Annotated in this window: 19 protein-coding genes, 1 tRNA gene and 1 riboswitch; of the genes, 8 read left to right on the forward strand and 12 right to left on the reverse strand. The window is 65.4% G+C overall.

What is annotated here, in order from left to right; genetic code table 11:
- Window positions 1-161: 161 nt before the first annotated feature.
- Both CKW34_RS19445 and CKW34_RS19450 read right to left on the reverse strand, forming a co-directional pair.
- Window positions 162-923, reverse strand: coding sequence for a cobalt-precorrin-4/precorrin-4 C(11)-methyltransferase (locus tag CKW34_RS19445; protein ID WP_059384577.1), 762 nt, complete (start codon window positions 921-923; stop codon window positions 162-164).
- Entirely contained in the window at window positions 920-2,140 is a 1,221-nt protein-coding gene (locus tag CKW34_RS19450; RefSeq protein ID WP_059384578.1) for a bifunctional cobalt-precorrin-7 (C(5))-methyltransferase/cobalt-precorrin-6B (C(15))-methyltransferase, read from the reverse strand. Before CKW34_RS19450 ends, CKW34_RS19445 begins: the two co-directional genes overlap by 4 nt.
- Window positions 2,141-2,180: 40 nt before the next feature.
- Window positions 2,181-2,376: riboswitch (cobalamin riboswitch) on the forward strand.
- Window positions 2,377-2,411: 35 nt separating this feature from the next.
- Between CKW34_RS19450 and CKW34_RS19455 the strand changes: the two genes are divergently transcribed.
- The 4 genes from CKW34_RS19455 to CKW34_RS19470 are packed head-to-tail and all read left to right on the forward strand — an operon-like array spanning window position 2,412 to window position 8,213.
- Complete coding sequence (locus tag CKW34_RS19455; protein ID WP_174479684.1) at window positions 2,412-4,292, forward strand: VWA domain-containing protein; 1,881 nt, start codon at window positions 2,412-2,414, stop codon at window positions 4,290-4,292.
- Window positions 4,292-4,906, forward strand: a complete 615-nt coding sequence (gene cobO, locus CKW34_RS19460; protein ID WP_059384580.1) for a cob(I)yrinic acid a,c-diamide adenosyltransferase — start codon at window positions 4,292-4,294, stop codon at window positions 4,904-4,906. Before CKW34_RS19455 ends, cobO begins: the two co-directional genes overlap by 1 nt.
- Window positions 4,903-7,278 carry a cobyrinate a,c-diamide synthase gene (locus tag CKW34_RS19465; RefSeq protein ID WP_059384582.1) on the forward strand — a complete coding sequence of 792 codons (2,376 nt, stop codon included), beginning with the start codon at window positions 4,903-4,905 and terminating at the stop codon, window positions 7,276-7,278. The genes cobO and CKW34_RS19465 overlap by 4 nt, the downstream gene beginning before the upstream one ends.
- The gene (locus CKW34_RS19470) at window positions 7,260-8,213 is read left to right on the forward strand and encodes a cobalamin biosynthesis protein (RefSeq protein WP_059384581.1); all 954 of its coding nucleotides are present in this window, start codon (window positions 7,260-7,262) and stop codon (window positions 8,211-8,213) included. The genes CKW34_RS19465 and CKW34_RS19470 overlap by 19 nt, the downstream gene beginning before the upstream one ends.
- A gap of 195 nt (window positions 8,214-8,408) precedes the next feature.
- Here the strand turns inward: CKW34_RS19470 and CKW34_RS19475 are convergent, their stop codons facing one another.
- On the reverse strand, window positions 8,409-9,656 hold the full coding sequence (locus tag CKW34_RS19475) for an IS256 family transposase (protein WP_059384854.1): 1,248 nt from the start codon (window positions 9,654-9,656) through the stop codon (window positions 8,409-8,411).
- 107 nt (window positions 9,657-9,763) lie between these two features.
- Complete coding sequence (locus CKW34_RS24345) at window positions 9,764-10,318, reverse strand: hypothetical protein (protein ID WP_155739904.1); 555 nt, start codon at window positions 10,316-10,318, stop codon at window positions 9,764-9,766.
- Window positions 10,319-10,828: 510 nt separating this feature from the next.
- On the opposite strand from CKW34_RS24345, the gene CKW34_RS19480 reads away from it, so the two are divergent.
- The 4 genes from CKW34_RS19480 (at window position 10,829) to CKW34_RS24350 (ending at window position 13,937) form a co-directional block, all read left to right on the forward strand.
- Window positions 10,829-11,143 carry a hypothetical protein gene (locus tag CKW34_RS19480; protein ID WP_059384762.1) on the forward strand — a complete coding sequence of 105 codons (315 nt, stop codon included), beginning with the start codon at window positions 10,829-10,831 and terminating at the stop codon, window positions 11,141-11,143.
- Entirely contained in the window at window positions 11,140-12,261 is a 1,122-nt protein-coding gene (locus tag CKW34_RS24705) for a Tox-REase-5 domain-containing protein (RefSeq protein ID WP_231921749.1), read from the forward strand. Before CKW34_RS19480 ends, CKW34_RS24705 begins: the two co-directional genes overlap by 4 nt.
- Window positions 12,262-12,293: 32 nt before the next feature.
- Window positions 12,294-12,971 carry a hypothetical protein gene (locus tag CKW34_RS19490; protein ID WP_155418989.1) on the forward strand — a complete coding sequence of 226 codons (678 nt, stop codon included), beginning with the start codon at window positions 12,294-12,296 and terminating at the stop codon, window positions 12,969-12,971.
- Between the two features lie 897 nt (window positions 12,972-13,868).
- Window positions 13,869-13,937, forward strand: a tRNA-Gly gene (locus CKW34_RS24350).
- 109 nt (window positions 13,938-14,046) lie between these two features.
- Here the strand turns inward: CKW34_RS24350 and CKW34_RS19495 are convergent.
- From CKW34_RS19495 to CKW34_RS24810, 8 genes are all read right to left on the reverse strand, one after another.
- Entirely contained in the window at window positions 14,047-15,060 is a 1,014-nt protein-coding gene (locus CKW34_RS19495; RefSeq protein ID WP_059384765.1) for a zinc-dependent alcohol dehydrogenase, read from the reverse strand.
- 245 nt (window positions 15,061-15,305) lie between these two features.
- Window positions 15,306-16,292 (reverse strand): IS481 family transposase, encoded by a 987-nt coding sequence (locus CKW34_RS19500; protein ID WP_059384760.1) that lies wholly within the window; start codon window positions 16,290-16,292, stop codon window positions 15,306-15,308.
- Window positions 16,293-16,320: 28 nt separating this feature from the next.
- On the reverse strand, window positions 16,321-16,992 hold the full coding sequence (locus CKW34_RS19505) for an ABC transporter permease (RefSeq protein WP_197700680.1): 672 nt from the start codon (window positions 16,990-16,992) through the stop codon (window positions 16,321-16,323).
- Window positions 16,993-17,081: 89 nt separating this feature from the next.
- Window positions 17,082-17,810: an ABC transporter ATP-binding protein gene (locus CKW34_RS19510; RefSeq protein WP_059384758.1), complete on the reverse strand. Its 729-nt coding sequence runs from the start codon at window positions 17,808-17,810 to the stop codon at window positions 17,082-17,084.
- Window positions 17,807-18,367, reverse strand: a complete 561-nt coding sequence (locus tag CKW34_RS19515) for a TetR/AcrR family transcriptional regulator (protein ID WP_059384764.1) — start codon at window positions 18,365-18,367, stop codon at window positions 17,807-17,809. Before CKW34_RS19515 ends, CKW34_RS19510 begins: the two co-directional genes overlap by 4 nt.
- Window positions 18,368-18,436: 69 nt before the next feature.
- Window positions 18,437-19,852 (reverse strand): glutamate decarboxylase, encoded by a 1,416-nt coding sequence (locus CKW34_RS19520; protein WP_059384757.1) that lies wholly within the window; start codon window positions 19,850-19,852, stop codon window positions 18,437-18,439.
- 63 nt (window positions 19,853-19,915) lie between these two features.
- The gene (locus CKW34_RS19525) at window positions 19,916-21,136 is read right to left on the reverse strand and encodes an amino acid permease (RefSeq protein ID WP_064059938.1); all 1,221 of its coding nucleotides are present in this window, start codon (window positions 21,134-21,136) and stop codon (window positions 19,916-19,918) included.
- Window positions 21,133-21,513, reverse strand: coding sequence for an amino acid permease (locus tag CKW34_RS24810; RefSeq protein ID WP_064059939.1), 381 nt, complete (start codon window positions 21,511-21,513; stop codon window positions 21,133-21,135). The genes CKW34_RS19525 and CKW34_RS24810 overlap by 4 nt, the downstream gene beginning before the upstream one ends.
- Window positions 21,514-21,517: the final 4 nt, after the last annotated feature.

Raw genomic sequence — 21,517 nt, forward strand, 5'->3', positions numbered from 1 at the left:
GTCCCCATCTCCGTTGCCCCCCCCCTGCGGGGTGAACACCGTTCACCCAATGATCGAGTGAACGGTGTTCACCCCCGGATTGTCAACAGGTTCGCGCGGTGAACCGGGGTTCGCCGCTGCTGCAACCTGGGCAAACCCCGGTTCGGCACGCAAGGAGGGAACTATCCGAGACCGAGGCGCTCGCGAGCGGGGTCGTAGAGGTGCGAGCAGGCGACATCCGGCCGTTCACGCACGCCGAGAGCGTGTCCGACGACGATGACCGCGGTGTGCTTCAGGCCGGCCGCCTCGACACCGTCGGCGATGTCGGCGAGGGTGCCGCGCAGCACGACCTGGTTCGGCCGCGACGCGAACGCGACCACCGCGACGGGACAATCGGCGCCGTATTCGGCAGTGAGTTCTTCGGCCAGGACACGGATGCGGGTGATCGCCAGGTGCAGGACGAGACTCGCCCGGATCCCCGCGACCCGCGTCAGAGCCTCGGTGTCGGGCATCGCCGTCGACCGGGCCTGCGTGCGGGTCAGCACGACCGTCTGCACGAGTTCGGGAACGGTCAACTCGGTGCCGAGTGCCGCGGCCGCCGCGGCGTAGGCGGGCACACCGGGCGTGACGTCCCAGGGCACGCCTGCGGCGTCGAGTCGTCGCGTCTGTTCGGTGAGCGCCGAGTACAGCGACGGGTCGCCGGAACACAATCGCACGGCGTCGAGCCCGCGCCGGTGCGCGTCGACGAGATGCGCGGTGATCCCGTCGAGGTCCAGGTGCTGCGTGTCGATCAGTTCGGCGTCGTCACGACAGTGCGACAGCGTGTCGGCATCGAGATAGGTACCGGCGTACAGCACGACCGGGACCTCGCGCAGCAGGTTCACCGCTCGCAGCGTGAGCAGGTCGGCCGCTCCGGGTCCGGATCCGACGAAATGGACGGTCATCGTTCGCCTTTCACTGCGCTCCACTGCACGACCGGTCGCTGCGCACGCCAGCCGGTGAATGTTCCTATGGGATCTGCGTGTTCGACGGACAGACGGGTGAGTTCACCGCCGTGCGTCTTCCACCACTGCACGAGGCCGGCCTCGGTCTCCAGCGTCACCGCGTGCGCGACGAGCCGACCGCCGGGAGGCAATGCGTCCCAACACGTGTCGAGCACACCCTCACGACTTCCTCCCCCGCCGACGAAGATCGCGTCGGGCACCGGGAGTCCGTCGAGCGCGGCGGGAGCGGCACCACGGACGACGCGCACGGTCGACGGCACTCCCAGAGCGGCGGCATTGCGCTCGATCGCGCCGGCGCGCCTCTCGTCCTTCTCGATCGCGAGAGTACGACAGCGCGGATCGGTTCGCGCCCATTCGATTCCGACGGACCCGGCTCCCGCACCGACGTCCCACAGCAACTCTCCCGGTCGCGGTGCGAGTGCGCACACCGCCGCGACACGCACGGTCCGCTTGCTGAGCTGTCCGTCGTGCTCGAACAGGGAGTCGTCGAGACCGGGCACAGTCGACAGTCCTGCCGGTCCGTCGACCTCGACGCACATCAGACTCAGAGACCGGACGCCCGTATCGGTCAGATGGGCCGCCTTCGCATCGATCCGGGACTCGTCCGCAGCACCGAGATGCGACAACACCGCAACCCGTGAGTTCCCGAAACCGGCGGCCACCAGGAGCGTCGCAACATCCGCGACACGTGCACCGTCGACGAGGACGACGAGTTTGCGTCCGCGCGTCAGAACTCTGCGCAGAGCATCGATCTCACGCCCCACGACAGTGACCGTCTCGCACTCCTCTGCCCACCAGCCCATGCGTGCGCGGGCGAGTGCCACCGACGAGACCGCCGGGATCACCTCCACGGCGTCGCGTCCGAGGCGCCGGATCAGTGTGGTGCCGATTCCGGAGACCAGTGGATCGCCGGACGCGAGCGCGACGACGTCCTTGCCGACGTGCCGGTCGAGGAGGTCGTCGAGGCCGGGCAGGAGCGGCGACGGCCACTCCTCACGCACCGCCGCGCCGGCGGGAATCAGGTCGAGGTGGCGCCGGCCACCGAGCAGGACCTCGGCCGCGAGAATCCGCTCCCGGACGGTGGACGGCACACCGGACCATCCGTCCGCCCCGATTCCGACAACGGTGATGCCTGTCGTCTGTCGCATCGGTCCCATGGCGGTGAACCATAACCCAGGCGCGGCGGCTACACTCGGCCGCGGCAAGGCAATCGAAGGTGCCCCTCACGGGGATAATCGGGAAGCCGGTGAGAATCCGGCACAGGCCCGCTGCGGTGACCCGGGAGTCGTCGATCATGCGCATCCGCGCAGCCACTGGACCGTCCGGTCCGGGAAGGCGATCGCACGGCGTCCGACCGGGAAGTCCGAATACCGGCCTTCGAACAGCTTGCCGCGGAGAACATCCCAGCGGGAGCCTGTGGAGGTCGAAATGTACGTGTATCCGTTCGGCGCGGTGGTCGGTTCCGACGACCTCGCGCTGGCCCTGACCCTGTGTGCGGTGTCGCCGACGATCGGCGGTGTGCTGGTGCGTGGCGAGAAGGGCACCGCGAAATCGACGACGGTGCGTGCCCACGCCGCGCTGTTGCCGCCGGTCACCGTCGTGGACGGGTGCCGGTTCTCGTGCGATCCGGACGCGCCCGATCCGTCCTGTCCGGACGGTCCTCATCCGGCCGATACAGCCTCGCATGTCCGACCGGTTCGGCTGGTGGAACTACCCGTCGGCGCGGCGGAGGATCGCGTCACCGGAGCGTTGCATCTCGGCAAGGCACTGGCCGACCGCACGGCCGAATACGAACCCGGTCTTCTGGCCCTGGCCCACCGCGGTGTGCTGTACGTCGACGAGGTCAATCTCCTGCACGACCACCTGGTCGACCTGCTGCTCGACGCCGCGGCGATGGGTCGCTCGACCGTCGAACGCGATGGGGTCTCCGTCGAGCACGCCTCCCGATTCGTCCTGGTCGGAACGATGAATCCCGAGGAGGGTGAGCTTCGCCCGCAGTTGCTCGACCGCTTCGGACTCGCCGTGGATGTGGCCGCGCCCCGCGACCCGCACGTGCGCGCCGAGATCGTGCGGCGGCGGATGGCCTTCGACGCCGATCCGGCCGGATTCACCGCGCGGTGGGCGGATCGGGATGCCGAGTGGTCGCGTCGCGTCGTCGCCGCGCGCGAACGCGTCCCGCAGGTCGTACTGAGCGACGACGCGCTGGTCTCGATCGCCGAGGTGTGCGCGGCGTTCGATGTGGACGGCATGCGTGCCGACCTGGTCACCGCCCGCACGGCCATCGCGCACGCGGCCTGGCACGACCGCCTCGAGGTGACACGCGAGGACATCGCGGCAGCGGCCCGGCTCGCGCTTCCGCACCGTCGGCGGCGCAACCCGTTCGACGCCCCCACCAGCAGCGACGACCTGCTCGACGACCTGCTCGGCGGAGACGACCCCGATCCCGGCCCCGACGACGATCCCGGTGGCGGCGAGAGCGCACCCGACGACTCGGCAGCGGAGACGTCCTCCGGCTCGGGCGACAGGTTGTCCACCAGCCTGGCGTCGGCATCGGATCCGTTTCGTGCCAGGGTGTTCTCCGTCGATCGGGTCGGGCGCGGGGCGGCCGGCCGTCGGTCGCGGGCGGTCACCACGATCGGCCGCACAGTGGGCAGTCGCCGCGGCGATTCCGGTCCGGTTCACCTTCCCGCCACGATCCGCGCGACCGTCCTCACCGATCAGGGTCTGCAGCTGCGCCGCAAGATCATCGAAGGCCGCGAGACCAATCTCGTCCTGTTCTGTGTCGACGCCTCCGGGTCGATGGCCGCACGCAACCGGATGGTGCAGGTCAAGACCGCTGTTCTGTCGCTGCTGCTCGACGCCTACCGCCGTCGCGACACCGTCGGCCTCGTGACCTTCCGCGGCGCCGGCGCGACCGTCGCACTCCCGCCGACGAATTCGGTGGACGTGGCCGCCGCACGGCTACGCGAACTCCCCGCCGGTGGGCGGACCCCGCTGGCGGAGGGCCTGATCGAAGCGGCCGAGATCATCCGGCGCCATTCGCTGCGGGATCCGCGACGACGCGCCCTGCTCGTCGTGGTCACGGACGGTCGCGCCACCGCCGGACCGGACGCCGTGCAGCGCTCGCTCGACACCGCGGACGTCATTGCTGCACAGGGAATCTCCTCGGTGGTGGTGGATTCCGAGACGGGACGTTTCCGGATGGGTCTCGCGGCCCGTCTCGCCGAACGCCTCGGCGCCGACTACGTACCCGTCGGCGAGGTCGATGCTGAGGCACTGACCGGAATCGTTCGGGAGAGGGCCGCCTGATGCCGAAGGGACAGCCCACCGTCGTACCTGACGACGGTCTCACGACCCGCCAGCGCCGCAACCGGCCGTTGCTGATGGTCAACACCGGTGACGGAAAAGGAAAGTCCACGGCCGCATTCGGTCTCGCGCTGCGGGGCTGGAACCAGGGCTGGTCGGTCGCCGTCTTCCAGTTCGTCAAGTCCGCCAAGTGGCGCCTCGGCGAGCAGACCGCCTTCGAGACCCTCGCCGACCTGCACGACGAGCGCGGCACCGGCGGACCCATCGAGTGGCACAAGATGGGATCCGGATGGTCGTGGTCGCGCAAGGAGGGCACCGAGGAGGACCACGCTGCCGACGCCCTCGCCGGATGGCGCGAGATCCAGCGACGCCTCGCCGCGGAGGAGCACGGCCTGTACGTGCTGGACGAGTTCACCTATCCGATCGCGTGGGGATGGGTCGACATCGACGAGGTCGTCGATACGCTGACCTCTCGGCCGGGACGCCAGCACGTCATGATCACGGGGCGGCGGGCGCACCCGAAGCTCGTCGAGGTCGCCGACCTGGTGACGGAGATGACGAAGGTCAAGCATCCGATGGATGCGGGTCAGAAGGGCCAGCGAGGGATCGAGTGGTGAGAGTTCCACGTGTAGTCGTCGCCGCACCGGCATCCGGGCACGGGAAGACCACCGTCGCCACGGGTCTCATGGCGGCGCTGCGCCGCGCCGGGCACGTCGTGTCGGGCCACAAGATCGGTCCCGACTACATCGATCCCGGCTACCACTCGCTCGCCACCGGCCGACCCGGCCGCAACCTCGACCCGCATCTCGTCGGCGAGGACCTCGTCGCTCCCCTCTTCCTGCACGGCGCCGCCGGTGCGGACATCGCCGTGATCGAAGGTGTCATGGGGTTGTACGACGGGATGATCGGCACCGACGGGTACGCGTCCACCGCCCACACCGCGGCCCTGCTGTCCGCACCGGTGATCCTCGTCGTCGACGTCTCGCACGCCTCCCGGTCGATCGCGGCGATCGTGCACGGCATAGCGTCCTACGACCGCGGCACGCGGATCGCCGGCGTGATCCTGAACAAGGCCGGATCGCAGCGACATTCGGACGAGGTGATCCGCGCACTCGAACCGACCGGCATCCCGGTGATCGGCGTGCTCGGTCGCGACGACGGCATCACCGTTCCGTCGCGCCATCTCGGCCTGGTGCCCGCCGAGGAACGCGACGAGGCGACCGCGCAGGTGGATCGGCTTGCCGCGCAGATCGCCGAACGCATCGACCTCGCCGACATCCTCGGTATCGCCTCGGCAGCACCCGACCTACCGGCGACGCCGTGGTCACCGGGCACGTCCACCGAGGACGGTCCGGTGATCGCTGTCGCCGGAGGCCGTGCCTTCACCTTCCGCTACACCGAGACCGAGGAACTCCTGCGCGCACACGGATGCCGACCGGTGACCTTCGATCCCCTGCGCGACGAACGACTACCCGCCGGCACCGCAGGTATCTACCTCGGCGGCGGGTTCCCCGAGGTGCACGCCGCCGACCTCGCCGCGAACCTCCCCCTGCGCACGCACCTGCGCGCCGCGATCGCGGCGGGAGTTCCAACCGTCGCCGAGTGCGCCGGTCTGCTCTATCTGGGGCGCGAGGTCGACGGACACGAGATGGTCGGCGCCCTCGACACGTCGGCACGGATGACCTCGCGCCTGACCCTCGGCTACCGCACCGCGATCGCACCGCAGGACGCCCTGCTCGCTCCCGCCGGCACCCGCGTCACCGGTCACGAATTCCACCGCACCGCGATCGACCCCGGCGCCTCTCCCGCGTGGCTGCTCGACGGCCGGCCGGACGGCGTCGCCACCGCGACGGTGCATGCGTCGTACCTGCACACGCACTGGGCCGGACATCCCGATCTCGCACGACGGTTCGCGGACGCCGCGCGGGCGGCGGAACCCGCACCCGAACCCACCTCGGCACCGGCACGTCGTCGAACACACGAACCCGATCTGCATCATCACGGCGACCGCGACGCGACCGAAGGGCTGGTCGACCTCGCCGTCAACGTCTCGCGCCGACCTCGACCGGCTTGGCTCGACGACGCCCTGCGTGCCTCGCTGGACGATCTCGCGCGCTATCCCGACCCGAGCGGTGCACGCGCCGCCCTCGCCGATCGTCACGGCCGCAGCAACGACGAGGTCCTCCCGACGGCCGGGGGTGCCGAGGCGTTCACGTTGCTCGCCCGGGCGCGGGCATGGCGGAAACCGGTGGTGGTGCACCCGCAGTTCACCGAACCCGAGGCCGCACTGCTGGCCGCCGGACATCGTGTCACGCGGGTGGTGTTGCGCCGCGACGACGGGTTCGTCCTCGATCCGGGTGTGATCCCGGAGGACGCCGACCTGGTGATCGTCGGCAACCCGACGAATCCCACCTCGGTCCTGCATCCGGCCGACACGCTCCTGGCACTGACCCGACCGGGACGCGTCGTCGTGGTCGACGAGGCGTTCATGGACGCCGTTCCCGGCGAAGCCGAATCGTTGACGGGACAGTTCGTTCCGGGACTCGTGGTGCTGCGGTCGCTCACCAAGACGTGGGCGATCCCCGGCCTGCGAGCTGGATACGTGGTCGGCGACGCCGCGGTGCTCGCGGATCTCGCCGTGCAGCAACCGCCCTGGTCGGTGTCCACCCCCGCAGCGGCTGCGATGATCGCGTGCGCATCCGACGACGCAGTACGCGAGACCGACGTGATCGCGCACGAGATCGCCGGAGACAGGGAGGTCCTCGTCGACGCCCTCACCGGACTCGGAATCCACGTGGTCTCCCCCGCGACGGCCCCGTTCGTGCTGGCGGAAGTACCCGAAGGAACTCGGGAGAAACTGCGGCAGAAGGGGTTCGCGCTGCGTCGCGGAGACACCTTCCCCGGCCTCGGTGACGACTGGGTGCGGATCGCAGTGCGCGACGCGGCGACCACGACGGTGCTCGTCGAAGCATGGAGGACGATCCTGTGAAGCGCAGCGCACCCGGAAAACAGAGGGCACTCGGACTGGCGCTCGGCTACGCTGCCGACCAACTCGTCGGCGACCCGCAACGGTGGCATCCCGTGAGCGGCTTCGGGAAGCTGGCGCGCGCCGCCGAAGGCCGGCTGTATGGCGACCACCGCGCTGCCGGGGTGGTGTTCACCTCGCTGCTGGTCGGCTCCGCCGGGGCGTTGGGATACGTCGCCGACCGCGCGACCCGCGGTCGTCCGGTGCTGTCGGTCGCGGTCACGGCGCTGGCCACCTGGACCGTGCTCGGTGGCCGCTCCCTCGGATTCGAGGCCCGGACGATCGACGCTCAGCTCCGCGACGGCGACCTCGCCGCGGCGCGGCAACAGGTGACCCACCTGGTGGGCCGCGACCCGTCGCGACTCGACGAGAACGGGATCGCGCGCGCCACGATCGAGTCGGTCGCCGAGAACACCTCCGACGCCGTCGTCGCGCCGCTGTGGTGGGGTGCGCTGCTCGGTCCGGCCGGCCTGCTCGCGTACCGGGCCGCGAACACCCTCGACGCACGCGTCGGCCACCGCACCCCGCGACTCGAACGGTTCGGGTGGGCTTCGGCCCGGTTCGACGACGTGCTCAACCTCGTCCCCGCTCGCCTCACCGCCCTGTTGGCCGTCGCACTCGGTGACGACGGCCGGGGTGCGATCCGGGCGTGGCGTCGGGACGCCCGTAAGCATCCGAGCCCTAATGCCGGTCCGGTCGAGGCGGCGTTCGCCGGCGCTCTCGGTCTCCGGCTCGGCGGCACGAACATGTATCACGGAGTGGTCGAGGATCGCGGCACGCTCGGCGACGGACCCGCGCCGGTCCCGGAGGATATCGGCCGGACCGCGCGACTCGCCTCGAAGGTCGGAACCGGATCCGTGGCGACGGCTGTCGCCGTCTCACTCGCACGTCGTCGATAATCTGCTCGGTATTTCCCCGCCTCGACGGACAATTCCGTTCCGAGGGTGAAATTTCGGGGTGAATCCGTGTTCGTTCTGCCCGAATACGTAACTCCGGTTACTGTTCGTGCGATTCGTAGAGATAGTGCCCCGTGGAGTGGTGGACTTCGGATCGGCTCTGCAGTAGACGTAGTGATCAACGAGTCGTGCTGGATACTATGCTGTTTCGCTCGAGCCGGTCAACGACAACGCCGGTTCGGTAGCGTGCTGTTTGGCGGCGATCACCGCCCGGAGCTCGTCCATGCTCACATCCGAGACATACCGGCGGGTGACCTGCCACTCGTCGTGCTGCTCGATGACCACCGCGGTCGCCAACCGGAGGAATGCCGCCGGGTTCGGAAAAATGTCCACGACGTCGGCTCGACGCTTGATTTCCTTGTTCAACCGCTCAATGGGATTGTTGGACCACACCTTTTGCCAATGAGCCTTGGGGAACGCGGTGAACGCCAGCACATCGTGTTTGGCGGCTTCCATCAACGCCGCGACCTTCGGAAACGACCCGGAGAAGGTGTCGGTGACCTGATCCCACTGCTCCGCGACGGCGTCCGGGTCGGTGTGCGCGAAGATCGTCTTGACCGCCGCCATCACCGGCGGCACATGCTTGGCCGCCACCGCCGCCCGAATGTTGCGCATGAAATGCACCCGGCACCGCTGCCACGAAGAACCCGCGAACTGCTGCATCACAGCAGCTTTGAGGCCACTGTGTGCATCGGAGATCACCAGATGCACCCCCGACAGACCACGGGCCTTGAGGCTGGTGAGGAACTCGCGCCAGAACTCGTAGGATTCGCTGTCCCCGACGGCGGTTCCGAGTACCTCGCGGGTGCCGTCGATCGAGACTCCGGTGGCCACCACCAACGCCTGGGACACCACGTGCGCACCGACCCGGACCTTGCAGAAGGTGGCGTCGAGAAACACGTACGGAAAGCTCGTGTGCGTCAGCGTGCGCTCGCGGAACCGGGCGATCTCGGTGTCCAGACCAGCGCAGATCCGCGACACCTCCGACTTCGAGATCCCGGATCCGACACCCAACGCGCCGACCAGGTCGTCGACGCTGCGGGTCGACACGCCGTGCACGTAGGCTTCCATGACCACTGCGTACAGGGCCTTGTCGATGCGGCGGCGTCGCTCCAGCAAGGAGGGGAAGAACGATCCTGACCGCAGTTCGGGGATCTTGACCTCGACATCGCCGCTGGTGGTGGCCACGGTCTTCGTTCGATGTCCGTTGCGGTGCGTTATCCGGGTGTCGGTGCGTTCGTAGCGGCCGGCGCCGAGCTTGTCGGTGGCCTCGGCTTCGATCAGAGCCTGCAGGCCGGTACGGATCAGTTCGGCGAACACGCTGGCGCTGTCGGCGCCCTCGAGCGCGTGGAGCTGGGTGAGCAGTGCAGAATGATCGTGGGTCATCGCGTAGCTGCTTTCTGTGAGTCACTGTGAGAGGTAACTCGTTGATCACTACGCGATGGCCCACCCTCGGCGAGGGAGCGACACGCCGCGGACCTGGCCGGATGCGCTCAGCCGATTCCCACCACTCCCCGGGACTTACCCGGTGCAATCCGTAGAATTTCGAAGCGCGGTTGCGTTAACACCTCCCCGGATTGATCTTGTTTCGTCCCAATTTTGCTGCCAGCCTCAAGATGACCCCTGCAACTCTCTATGATGTTCAGCACCGGAGTGGTCAAGTGGTCCGTGCCCTGCGTGGTATTCAAGTACCAGACGGGGTTTAACGCATTCTTCATTCCGAAATCCTTGCTGAACACAATCCCAAACGGTTTGAATTGGCGGGACCGTCCCGCAATATCTTGAACCATCGACCAACAGTGCTCCAACGGAGTCTCCGTGAAGCAACAGCATTTCTGGCCTAGGCCCGCAGCCTCGAGAGCGCCAGGGAATTCTTCTGCGAGTTCTTTGGCTAATCCCAGATTGCTACGTGCTTCGATTACGCCACTCGCGAGAATCTGCATCAGAGCATCCCTAGCAGATCCGTTACCTCTGTCCCGGGTAAAGTGCACTAAATATTCACTGAGATCGGACCTTTTGTGCAGCAATTCCGCAATATTTTGTTTCACAGTCGAATAATAGCTGCTTTACAATGCCCGGACCAGATCTTACTGATCTGGCAATGAAGGTAACCGGACCGTCGTCAGGGGTGTAACACGCATCACTACTGCTCTGCACGGGGTCCGTAGGCCCTGTGGCCCTCAGATGGCACCTCGCCCCCATCAGGTCTTCGCTAACTCCTGCCAGCAGCGCATCACCACAACGAAGACGGACAACTTGTTCCCTTGCATTGGAGCGATGGCAGCGGGATGCGCGAAGAAGCCGAGAAATTGATACGACCGTGGAGCAAGCGGAACTGCAGCGGATCCACGCGCAGGTTCAGGAAAACGACATACCCCCGCGACGGATTGATACGCTGATCTCGAACATTCCTTCTTGGAAGTTCACTGAGGCCTACTGTGTCCGGACGGTGGGCCTCTTCTCTTGGCCGGACAACAGCCACGCTCAGCCTCGGTCCAGGTCAGGCTTGCCCTGCCCGTCTCCTACCGAATCCCTCCAGTTGTGCTAGGTTTCCCGCGATGGAGGGGGCCATTACGGTGCTGTATGCCGACACCGAGCGAATCCATGAGCTTGCAAACACGCTGAATCCCGGCGAGAACACGCGAGAATCCGGAGTTTGCGACCAGGCGATCTCAGGCGCCTCCAGTCTGATTTCATCGTCGGCCACGTCCGCCGTGCTGGCTGTCCTCGGTGGTCTGGCTGACACTGCGCTCAGTGCGTGTCATGACGAGTTCACCGCACTCAGCACCAATACCGAGCACGCGAGCGAGAGCTACCGGACCACTGACGACGAGACCGCCCAACAGCTCTCGGCAATCGAGATACCCGAGTGATCGTGCAGGGATCCCGAGGGCTCCCCAGCAGATCGACGATCGAACATTGGGATGCACTGACTGCTTCTGACACGATCGTCCGCACTCTGGGCTACGAAGCTGAACGACTCGATTCGCACACCCGGTCCGTTGACAGGCAGCGCGCCGCCGTCTCGGGCGAGGACTGGATAGGAACTGCCAACCAGGCAGCAGACGACCGGATCGCCGACGCATGCGCCCGTAGCCGGAAGCTGTCCACAGGGCTAGTCGAAGTTGCTGGCACCGTCGAGACCGGGCTTTCGGAGCTGCACTACGCCCGCAGAGCGTTGCTTTCGGCGGTCGCGGAGGCAGAGGCCGACGGATGCCGAGTCGCAGACGACTGGACTGTCACGATCATAGGGCCGCCGACCGAGGAGTCCGAGGCCAAGGTCTTCGAATGGGCCGGTTATCTACGCTTCAAGGCTGCGGCTGTCCAGGAGGCCGACTCCCGTGCCGCCCAATCCATTGCAGACGCGGCGGCGGCTCTGACCTTCGGCTCCAACTCTGGAATCCATGGCTTCGTGCCGATCATCGCGCTTGGCGCTGTCGATCTGGCGCTCATGGCAGCCCTCGCCGCCGGTGCGATCTCGGCAGGCGCGATCCTCCTATGGGTCTCTGAACACTTTCCGAGCATCAACCTGCAGCAGGTGCTCGACATCATGCCGTCGACCCTGACCAATGATGGTCCGGGACAGTGGGAGTACCCCAACCGTGGCGGCACCTCCGAACGCGCCGGTGCCTACGAGGAACAAGTCACCGGCAGCCCCGCCGGAGTTGAATATGCGATCCCCAAAGCGGACGGCTCGGGCAACGTCCTGTTCGACGGTTGGGACCCGGACGCCGGAGAGAGCGGCAAGCTCATCGAAGCGAAAGGACCCGGCTACGAATGGATGGTCGGCGACGACGGCCAGTTCAAGCCTAATATGGGCGCAGCCAAATCTCTCCCCGACCAGCTTCGACGGCAATCTGAAGCTGCCGAATCCGCTGGGGCCGAGATCGAGTGGCGTGTCGCCGAAGAGCGAGTAGCTGAAGCCATCGAGGACATGATCGACGAAGCTGGATACGAGAACATTACGGTCAAGTACGTCCCGCCGGAGTAGCAGGCAACCACAGGTAGACAGGGAGGAACACGGTGGTACTGGATTTCATTGGTGGCTGGGGCGGACGGGTCGAGTCGCCTCGCGACGGCGCAGATCGCTTACAGCGCTCGCTACAGGAGATGCCCGACCTGTCCCATCTCTACTCTCCTTGGCTTCTCAACGGTGTCAAAGAAGACGGCACCTTCGTGCATCTCCCGAATGACATCGACGGCATCGAACAGGTAGTAGCCGACTCGATCCTCCGTGGAGACGATGGACTGGCCATGGTCAAGACCGGGTACACACCCGACTTGATCCGGATGTGTGAAGGCAGCTACCGCAAGTACTCAGTACGCGTGGGATTCGACGGGACAGGATTGAAGAACCATGTCCACTTCTCCCTGGACGATCCCGCGGACGATCCTTCCGGTGTAATCGACCCAGCACTCGTTGCCGACCATCTCCATATCCTGGTCCGTGCATGGGAACCCGACTACATCTATGTCGCCCCCAAGAAGCACCGTCGGTCGATCGGCTGCAAACCCGGACAGATCTGCGCCGGCTGGCTCACCTACGTCAAGGACAACGTCCCGCTAGACGAAACAGCACTCCGCGCCCACGCAATCGAGATCACCTCAGGAGACGGCGGTCGCTACATCCAGCTCAACGGAACCCCCACCACCCCCGACCTCGAGCAGGCCACCATTGTCCGACAAGCTTTGGGCTACTGACGGAAACAACCTTCGGACCGCATGCGGCTCCCTGCCGGACGCCCCACGAGCGTCAAATTCAAGTTGCCCGAGGCCTTCAAGCCGGGTGATGCGACGAGGAACGCATCAGGTCATCCGCAGGATGGACAAAGTCCCATGTGCTGTCGTTCGATCCACTAACTTCGGGAAATGACGTTCTCTCGTGAGTTCCTCGCAGACTTTCACGCTGGCGTGCATCCGGACGAACCCCAGCTACTCGCTCGTATCTACGCGGACGAAAACGCTGTCACCTATCTGGAATCCTTGGAGCGCGTGACTGATCCGTTGCGACAGTATGGGCGGTCTCAATTCCCGCAACTGGACTGAACCCAGCGCATGAACTGATCACAAGTTGTCGCCCCGTCTCGATATCCTCAGCGCTGTGAGCAACAGCGGTCAGGGCCATGCCATTTGCGTAGCTGTCGGCTGCACTCTCAAGGTCTCGGTCAAGAAGCACCAGTTGTGCGAGAAGCACTACCAAGCCTTCTGGAAGTACGGAGACCCGAACGGTAGCGGTAAACGTCAGGGTGGCCCATGTTCCGTATCTGACTGCAACCGACCGCGGAGCAGCCGCGAAGGCTACTGCCATATGCACAGACTCCGACTGCTTCGCACGAACTCCCTGGGTGCGAAAGGGAGGCTAATACACGGGGACTCTGCAAACCGCATTACAACCGATGGCTAGGGAATCGCCCCGTCCAGGCATGACGGCTAGCCAAGACCGCTCAGCCGGATAAGTTATCGGTCACGTAGCGTCAAAGATAACTTATTCAGCGAATGACAACTCGACTAGGCCCGGCACAGAGGTACGAGTTGAGGTACGTGCGGAAGCCCGTCATGGCCGTTCTTATCATGCCTTAGTCGGTCTTGTTCTTACCCAGCTGACCTGGGCCGATGCCATTCGTTCAGCTTCCCAAGCTGAATACGCGGGTTCGATTCCCGTCATCGGCTCAGACGAAAAGCCCCGGCCGGATTATCTTCCGGTCCGGGGCTTTCGCGATTCTCGGTACTGCGGTTCCGGGTGCCGATGTCGTCCTCGGAACGCGCGAGAGATGTATCAGAATTCGAACACCACTCGAGCGGGAACAGATCCGCTGAGCACATCGCTGATCGACTGGTTCACCGATTCCAACGGTCGGGTTTCGGAGATGACCTGGGTGCGTCCCGCTGCGTGCAGGGCGAAGACGTCGGCCAGGTCGTTGCGCGTCCCCACGATCGATCCGATCACGGACTTGCCGCCGAGCACCGTGTCGAAGATCGGCACCGGCAACGACGCATCACCGGCCGGCAGCGCTACACAGACGAGTCGCCCGCCGCGACGCAGCGAGGCGTAAGCCTGCTGGAAGGACGCAGCCGAGGCCACGAGCGCGAGAGCCACATCCGCTCCCCCGAGGCGGGCGATCGCCTCCACCGGGTCCTCCTTCTTGGCGTTGACAACATGGTCTGCGCCGAGACGCCGCGCCATTTCGAGCTTCTCGTCTTCGACGTCGACAGCGACCACGAAGCCGCCTGCAATCCGCGCATACTGCACTGCGAGGTGTCCGAGTCCGCCGATACCGAAGACGGCGACGGTCTGCGCGGGACGCACCTTCGCCACCAGTACCGCCTTGTAGGTCGTCACGCCGGCGCACGTCAGTGGCCCCGCGTCCACGGACGAAACACCGTCGGGGACAGGGGTTGCGAAAGCAGAGGGGAGCACCGCGTACTCACCGAAGCTGCCGTTGACGGAGTAACCGGAATTGCGCTGGTTCTCGCACAGAGTCTCCCAGCCGGAGATGCAATACCGGCACGCACCACACGCATATCCCAGCCAGGCGATGGCGACCCGCTCACCCACCGGTCGGTCGGTGACGTCCGATCCGATCGCCTCGACACGTCCGATGCCCTCGTGCCCGGGTATGAACGGCGGAGACGGCTTGACCGGCCAATCACCGTGTGCCGCGTGGATATCGGTGTGGCAGAGCCCGGTCACTTCCATCTTCACCAGTACGTCGGTCGGTCCGGGCTCGGGAACAGGCAGATCTTGGATCTCGAGGGGTGCTGTGAAGTCGGTGACGACTGCTGCTTTCATCGCGAATCTCCTGTGGTGGGCGGGCCCGCACATCCACGAGCCGTACGACCCCGAGAGCCCCGTGCCCCCGAACCCGAAGACCGTCCATCCTTCTCCCGGCGTCGTGTCCCCATCCTCGACCACGAGGTGCCGGGATATCAGGGTTCTCGGTCACGAATCGGTATGCAGTTGGTACCTGCTTCCTTCGCGAGGATGTGCCGCTCCACGCCAACTGTGCATCGCTTCCGCAGCGACGAACCGGCCGACTAGTTGTACTGACCGGGGACGTTGGTCAATCGTGAGAAGGGCGGCTGGTTCCCGCAGGCCGTGTGGGGCCGGTGGTGGTTGTAGTAGTGCAGCCAGCCCTCCAGCTCGCCCCGGCGTTCCGTTTCGGAGGTGTAGCAGCGGGCGTAGGCCCAGCCGTCGGCCAGGGTGCGGTGGAACCGCTCGATCTTGCCGTTGGTCTGCGGCCGATACGGCCGCGTGCGCTTGTGCCTGACTCCGAGCTCTGCGCAGGTGTCTCGCCATAGGTGTGAGCGGTAGGCGCCGCCGTTGTCGGACAGGACGCGTTCGACGGTGACGCCGCGGGCGTTGAACCACTCGACGGCCCTCACCAGCACTGCGGTGGCGGTGATCGCGGTTTCGTTGTCGTGGATCTCGGCGTAGGCGACACGGGAGTGGTCGTCGATGACGGTGTGGACGTAGGCCTTGCCCATCAACGGGTCATAGTGCTTATTCCTGGGCTTGTCGGGGGTGGCTGCTCGGTTCTTCTCGCCTTGTCGTCGGCCGACGTAGCGCCAGCCTCCGCCGTCGGGGATATTGCCGAGCTTCTTCACATCGACGTGGAGCATCGCGCCAGGATGGTCGTGTTCGTAGCGACGGACGGGTTCGCCGGTAGCGCGGTCGACGTGGGAGAGCCGGTTGAGATGGGCATCCGTGAGGATGCGGTGGACCGTCGACGGCGCGATCCCGAGCCGATACGAGAGCTGCACCGGTCCTTCGCGGAGACGTAGCCGGAGCTGGATGCAGCGGCGGGTGACCCGCGCGCTGGTTTTGCTGGGCGAGTGGTGCGGGCGCGAGGAGCGGTCCTGCATGAGCTCGCCGGCGCGGTAGCGGTCGGCCCAGCGCTTCACCGTCGGCCACGACACCTGGAATCGTGCAGCGACCTCACTGACAGGCCAGCCCTCGCCGACGACGAGACGAGCGACGATCAGGCGATGACGCGGCGTCAGGGCCGCATTGGGGTGAGACATTGCGTTCTCCGGAAAGTGCAGTCGAGGGCTAGCTGCGGCCGATCTGGATGCGTTTCCATGCCGACGACGTTGCGCACCCGCCGAGCAGACCGACCGCCAGGGGGATGACAAGTGCAACTGCCGGCACAGTCGGATCGCCAGAGGCCCACAGGGTCGGGATCGCCCACGGCACGTAGCGGCCGAGACCGAAGCCGGAGGTCAGGTTGGTGGCCACGAGAACGGCCAGGGTCGCGCCGATCCCGGCCAGGTATCCGCGCCAGTGGGTGGCCACCCAAGCGATGGGAAGCACGCTGCACACCAGGCAGAATCCGCTGATCGTCAGTGTCAACCCGGCATGGAGTGCCCCTGCCGGATCAAGCCCGAGACCGATCCCTGCCATGATCGATGCGACGCTTTGAACCAGAGTGAGGGCCAGGCCCCAGCCGAGGCAGGCGACAAGCTTTGCGCGTGCCACCGCTGCGCGGGACGTGCCGATCGCGAAGAGACCGACGATGGTGCCGTCAGTGAACTCGCGGCCGACTGCCCACGCCGCGACGATTCCGGCTGCCAGCAGCAGGGTGACTCCAAGGCTCAGGGCGGCCAGGCTGACATATCCGCTCCACCCCTGCCCGCTGATCATGGCGGCTGCCTTGCGGCCCATGTCTGTCCCTGGGGCGTGGACGGCTGCTGCGTAGCCACCGGCCGAGGTGGCTGTGGCCATGATGAGAACGGCACAGGCCGCGGTTCTGGCCACGGGGGATGCGTAGAGTTTTCGGGATTCGATGCGCAGGACTGGGGCGTGTGGGGTCATCAGATCTCCTGCAACTGTTGGTCGGCGGCCAGTACGGTGTCGAAGAAGACCTTCTCGAGGTCACGTTCGTCGGGGGTGATGGTGGCGATGACCTGTCCGTGGTGAAGGACGTCGACCGCATCGGAGACACGGGCGAGTTCGTCGAAGTGGTGGCTGGTGATCAGGATCGAGCTGCCCTGGCCTGCCAGGCGACGCAGTTCGTCACGAAACGCCACGACCGCCAGAGGGTCGAGGCCGTTGGTGGGCTCGTCGAGGACGGCCACGCTGGGCTCATGGGCGAGCGCGCTGATCAGGCCCACCTTCTGACGCGTGCCTAGGGAAAGCCGCCGAACGGGCTGGTCAAGATGGGCTTCCATGCCGAGCGCCCGCGAAAGCTGCGCGACGCGTGGCGCGCACCCTGATGGGTCCATGCCGTGAAGCATGATCGCGTTGTCGATGTTGGCGCGCGCTGTCAGCTCGGGATAGGCGGCCGGCGTCTCGACCATGTGACCGACCCGACACCAGGCCTCTGCGGGGCTGGGCCAGATGTCCTGGCCGTGGAGCAGGACATGGCCCGCATCGGGTCGCAGCATGCCCAGCGCCACCCGCAGTGCGGTCGTCTTGCCCGCACCGTTGAGGCCGACGAGCGCACGAATCTGTCCGTGGGACAGCTCAAGGTCCAGTCCACGCAACACCTCGCATCCGCCCAGCCGGACCTGGATCCCCGACAAGGTCAGCGCGGCGGTCATCGGGCCGAGCCCAACAAGCTCTGCAGCCCGCCGGCAAGGGCCATCGCAACATGGCTGGGCTCGGGCTCGGCCGCCCAGCCCAGCAGGATCGCCGTGGCGGCCCCCATCACGGCCCCTGCAGCAGCTCGCGCCTGGTCGGCGGATGCGCCGGAGCTGACCAGGGCCTCGCGAATCGCCTGCTCCGTTGCCGCGCTGGAAGCCCAGACAGCCCCACGCAAAGAGGGCGTGGCCGCGACGAGCTGGATGCGGTCCCGGAACTGGGGAGACGACAACTCGCGCGCCGCTTCGGGCTCGCTCAGCGCGGCCAGGAAGCCGCCCACCACTCGCTCGAGCGGGTGTGCTGACGCTGGCTGGGCGGCGACGGCCAGTGCGATCGCCGGATCGAACATGTCCTCCACCAGGACGGACTCCTTGCTGGAGAAGTGCCGGAAGAAGGTCATCCGTGACACTCCAGCCGCTTCAGCGATCTGGGCCACCGACACGGTGTCGTAGCCAAACTCGCGGAACAGGCGCAGGGCGATGTCATGCAAACGTCGGCGATCAATCGGAACAGTCATGCCCCAATGATACCCAGTCACAGTTACCGAGTAACAGAATCAGTCGATCAACGTGTCCGGTCAGTACAACTAGTGGTGGAACAGCACCGGCTGACCTTCACGCGGAATAGGCGTCTCCAGCCGATCGAGGAAGTCGACCTCCGTCTTGATTTCGGCCAGAAGCGCGGTGGCGAGGTCGTGGCTCAAACCGTTGCGCACGACGATCCGCTGCACCGTGACGTCGGCCAGGTCGTCGGGCATGGGATACGCGGGTACGAGCCATCCCTTCATCCGCAACCTGTCCGACAGGTCGTAGAGGGTCCACTTGTCGGTGTAGCCCTTTTTGAGCATCCACGCGAACACCGGAATGTCGGAGCCGTCGTTCCACAGTTCGAATGCCGGAAGCTTGGCTATCTCCTGCGCAAGGTACTGCGCGACTGCCAGCGACTCCTGTTGGACTCGTTTGTAACCGTTGGACCCCAAGCGCAGGAACATGTAGTACTGCAACAGCACCTGCGCGCCCGGCCGTGAGAAGTTCAGCGCAAAGGTTGGCATGCTGCCGCCGAGGTAACTGACGTAGAAGACCAGTTCGTCCGGTAGCGCCTGCTTGTCACGCCATACCACCCAGCCCACGCCGGGATAGACGAGACCGTACTTGTGACCCGACGTGCTGATCGACGCCACCCGGTCGAGCCGGAAATCCCACACCAGGTCCGGCTGACAGAACGGCGCGATCATCGCTCCGGACGCGCCGTCGACGTGAATCGGGACGTCGACGCCGGTGTCGGCGGCGATGCGGTCCAGTGCCTCACTGATCTCGGCAACAGGTTCGTACGCTCCGGTATACGTCACGCCCATGATGGCGACGACGCCGATGGTGTTCTCGTCCACATACTTGTCGAGTTCGTGCCCGTCGAGGGTTCTGTGCTCCAAGGTGATGGGTACATACCGTGCTTCGACTTCGAAATAGTTGCAGAACTTCTCCCAGCACACCTGAACAGCGCTCGAAAGCACGAGGTTCGGCGCCTCGGTGGACTTTCCTTCGGAGCGCCGGCGCTTCTGCCACCTTCGTTTGAGTGCCAATCCGCCGAGCATGCACGCCTCGGAGGAACCGATCGTGGACGTTCCGATGGCGTTGTCGGGATCGTTGGCGTTCCACAAATCGGCAAGTATTGTCCAGCAACGCGTTTCGATAGCCGCCGTCTGCGGATACTCGTCCTTGTCGATCATGTTCTTGTCGGCGGACTCGGTATAGAGACGAACGGCAAAGTCGTCCATCCACGTGCCGACGAATGTGGCCAGATTCAGCCGCGCGTTGCCGTCCAGCATCGCCTCGTCGTGCACAATCTGGTAGGCGGTCTCGGGGTACGACTCCGACTGCGGCATCCGGTTTTTCGGGAGGTCGGTGGCCTCCCCCGGTCGCTCGAAGACCGGATTGAGCGAAAGCGAGTCGCTGGTGCCGACACCACGTCCACGGAACTCGGTGGGATCGATCGGTTCAGACATTGTTCTCCCTCGGAAAGCGAATCGGACCATAGTCGTGTGTAGACGGCGGATTCGACGTATGCGTCATGATCTGCTCGCATTGCCGGTCCCCGAGCCGGTGGGGCGAGGACCGTCCGGGCCCTCCTTGGTGTAGTCCGTCTGATCAGCCACATCTTCACCTGCGGTGAGCATTACGTGCTCGCCGCGTGCAATCGGCGGGACGAACTTGTTCACCTCGCCGTACCGTTGCCGAATCGGTTCGACAAGGCGCGGGTGGGACCTCTTGTCGTGGAGCGCGTAGATGATGAACGGAATGAGGACCGCGACGATGAATGCGCAGACCAAGATTCCCGTGTATTCCGTATCGTATCTCTTCGCCAAGGTCGAGGGCGTCACAAAGCTGATCGCCAGCGCAAATCCCGACACGATGAACCCGACCACTGCGACGAACAGTTTGACCACAGTTCCGCCCGGAATCTCGTACGCGCGTTCCAGATTCTTCTTCCTCAACACCAGGACCATGTACGCGATGAAGAACAGGAGATAGCCGACGAGATAGATCACCGTGGTCAGGGCGATGGCGGTGAAGAAGCTGACGTTGCCTGCACCGCCGCCGAAGGTGAGCAGAGCGGCCCAACCCGTGACGATCACACCCTGCACGACGATGAAATTGACCGGGACGTCTGCACGGTTCACTTTGCGCATGGACCTGGGCAGGATCCCTTTCTGGGCAGTCACATACATACCCCGGGCCGGGCCGACGACCCAGGCGCTCACTTCGGCCATGACGCCGACCGCGAGCATCACCGCAAGCACCTTCGCCAGCCAGACAAGACTATGACTGAAGTGCTCGAGTAGCCCGGCGAACGTCTGGACCACGCCGGCGCTGAGCGAGAGTTCACTCTCCGGGACGACTGCCGCCACCGACAGGCCGCCCACGGTGTTGAGGACTACTGCCGCGATCACGAGCATCAGCATGGCCAACGGGTAATCCCGTTTGGGATTCACCATTTCGTTGGCATGACTGGCGCTGGCCTCGACACCCATGTACGCCAGGATGAACGACACGAACACGACCAACGTGGAGAGTTCACTGAAGTCGGGCACCAGCGCGGCGGCACTGATCTCGACATCCGACTGTCCACCGGTGGCGAGATACGCGATCGCCAAGACGATGAGGACTATTCCGGGGATGATCACGCCGCCCACAAAACCTGTTTTCGCAATACGGGCGGTGTATTTGGTGCCACCGAGTTGGCTGAACGTGAGTAGCCAGAAGATCACCAGCACCCCGGCGAACTTCATCCACGGAACCTCGTCGAGTTGTCCCAGTTGAAGACGTAGCCCAGGGCACCGAGGATGAAATAGATCATCGTGACGAATCCGACGGTTATCTGCAGCCATTGGAAGAAGATGGCCGCGAAGCCGAATCGTTCGCCCAGAGTCGACCCGACCCATTTGAAGATGCCGCCCTCTTCCCATCCCTTGACCGTTGCCATTTCGGCAGCACACAGAGCCACCGGGATGAACCAGCAGAAGCCGCCGAGAACGAGGAAAAAGACCAGGCTCAGACCGGAAGTCGCGAACGTCGGATACTCGTAGACGGTCATGACCATCGAAGCAGTGATCGCAAAGAACCCGAAGAGGGTCAGTGTCTTCGGCGGAGCCTTCGGAGCAACCATACCC

Source organism: Rhodococcus rhodochrous, from assembly GCF_900187265.1.
GTDB classification, from domain to species: Bacteria; Actinomycetota; Actinomycetes; order Mycobacteriales; family Mycobacteriaceae; genus Rhodococcus; species Rhodococcus rhodochrous.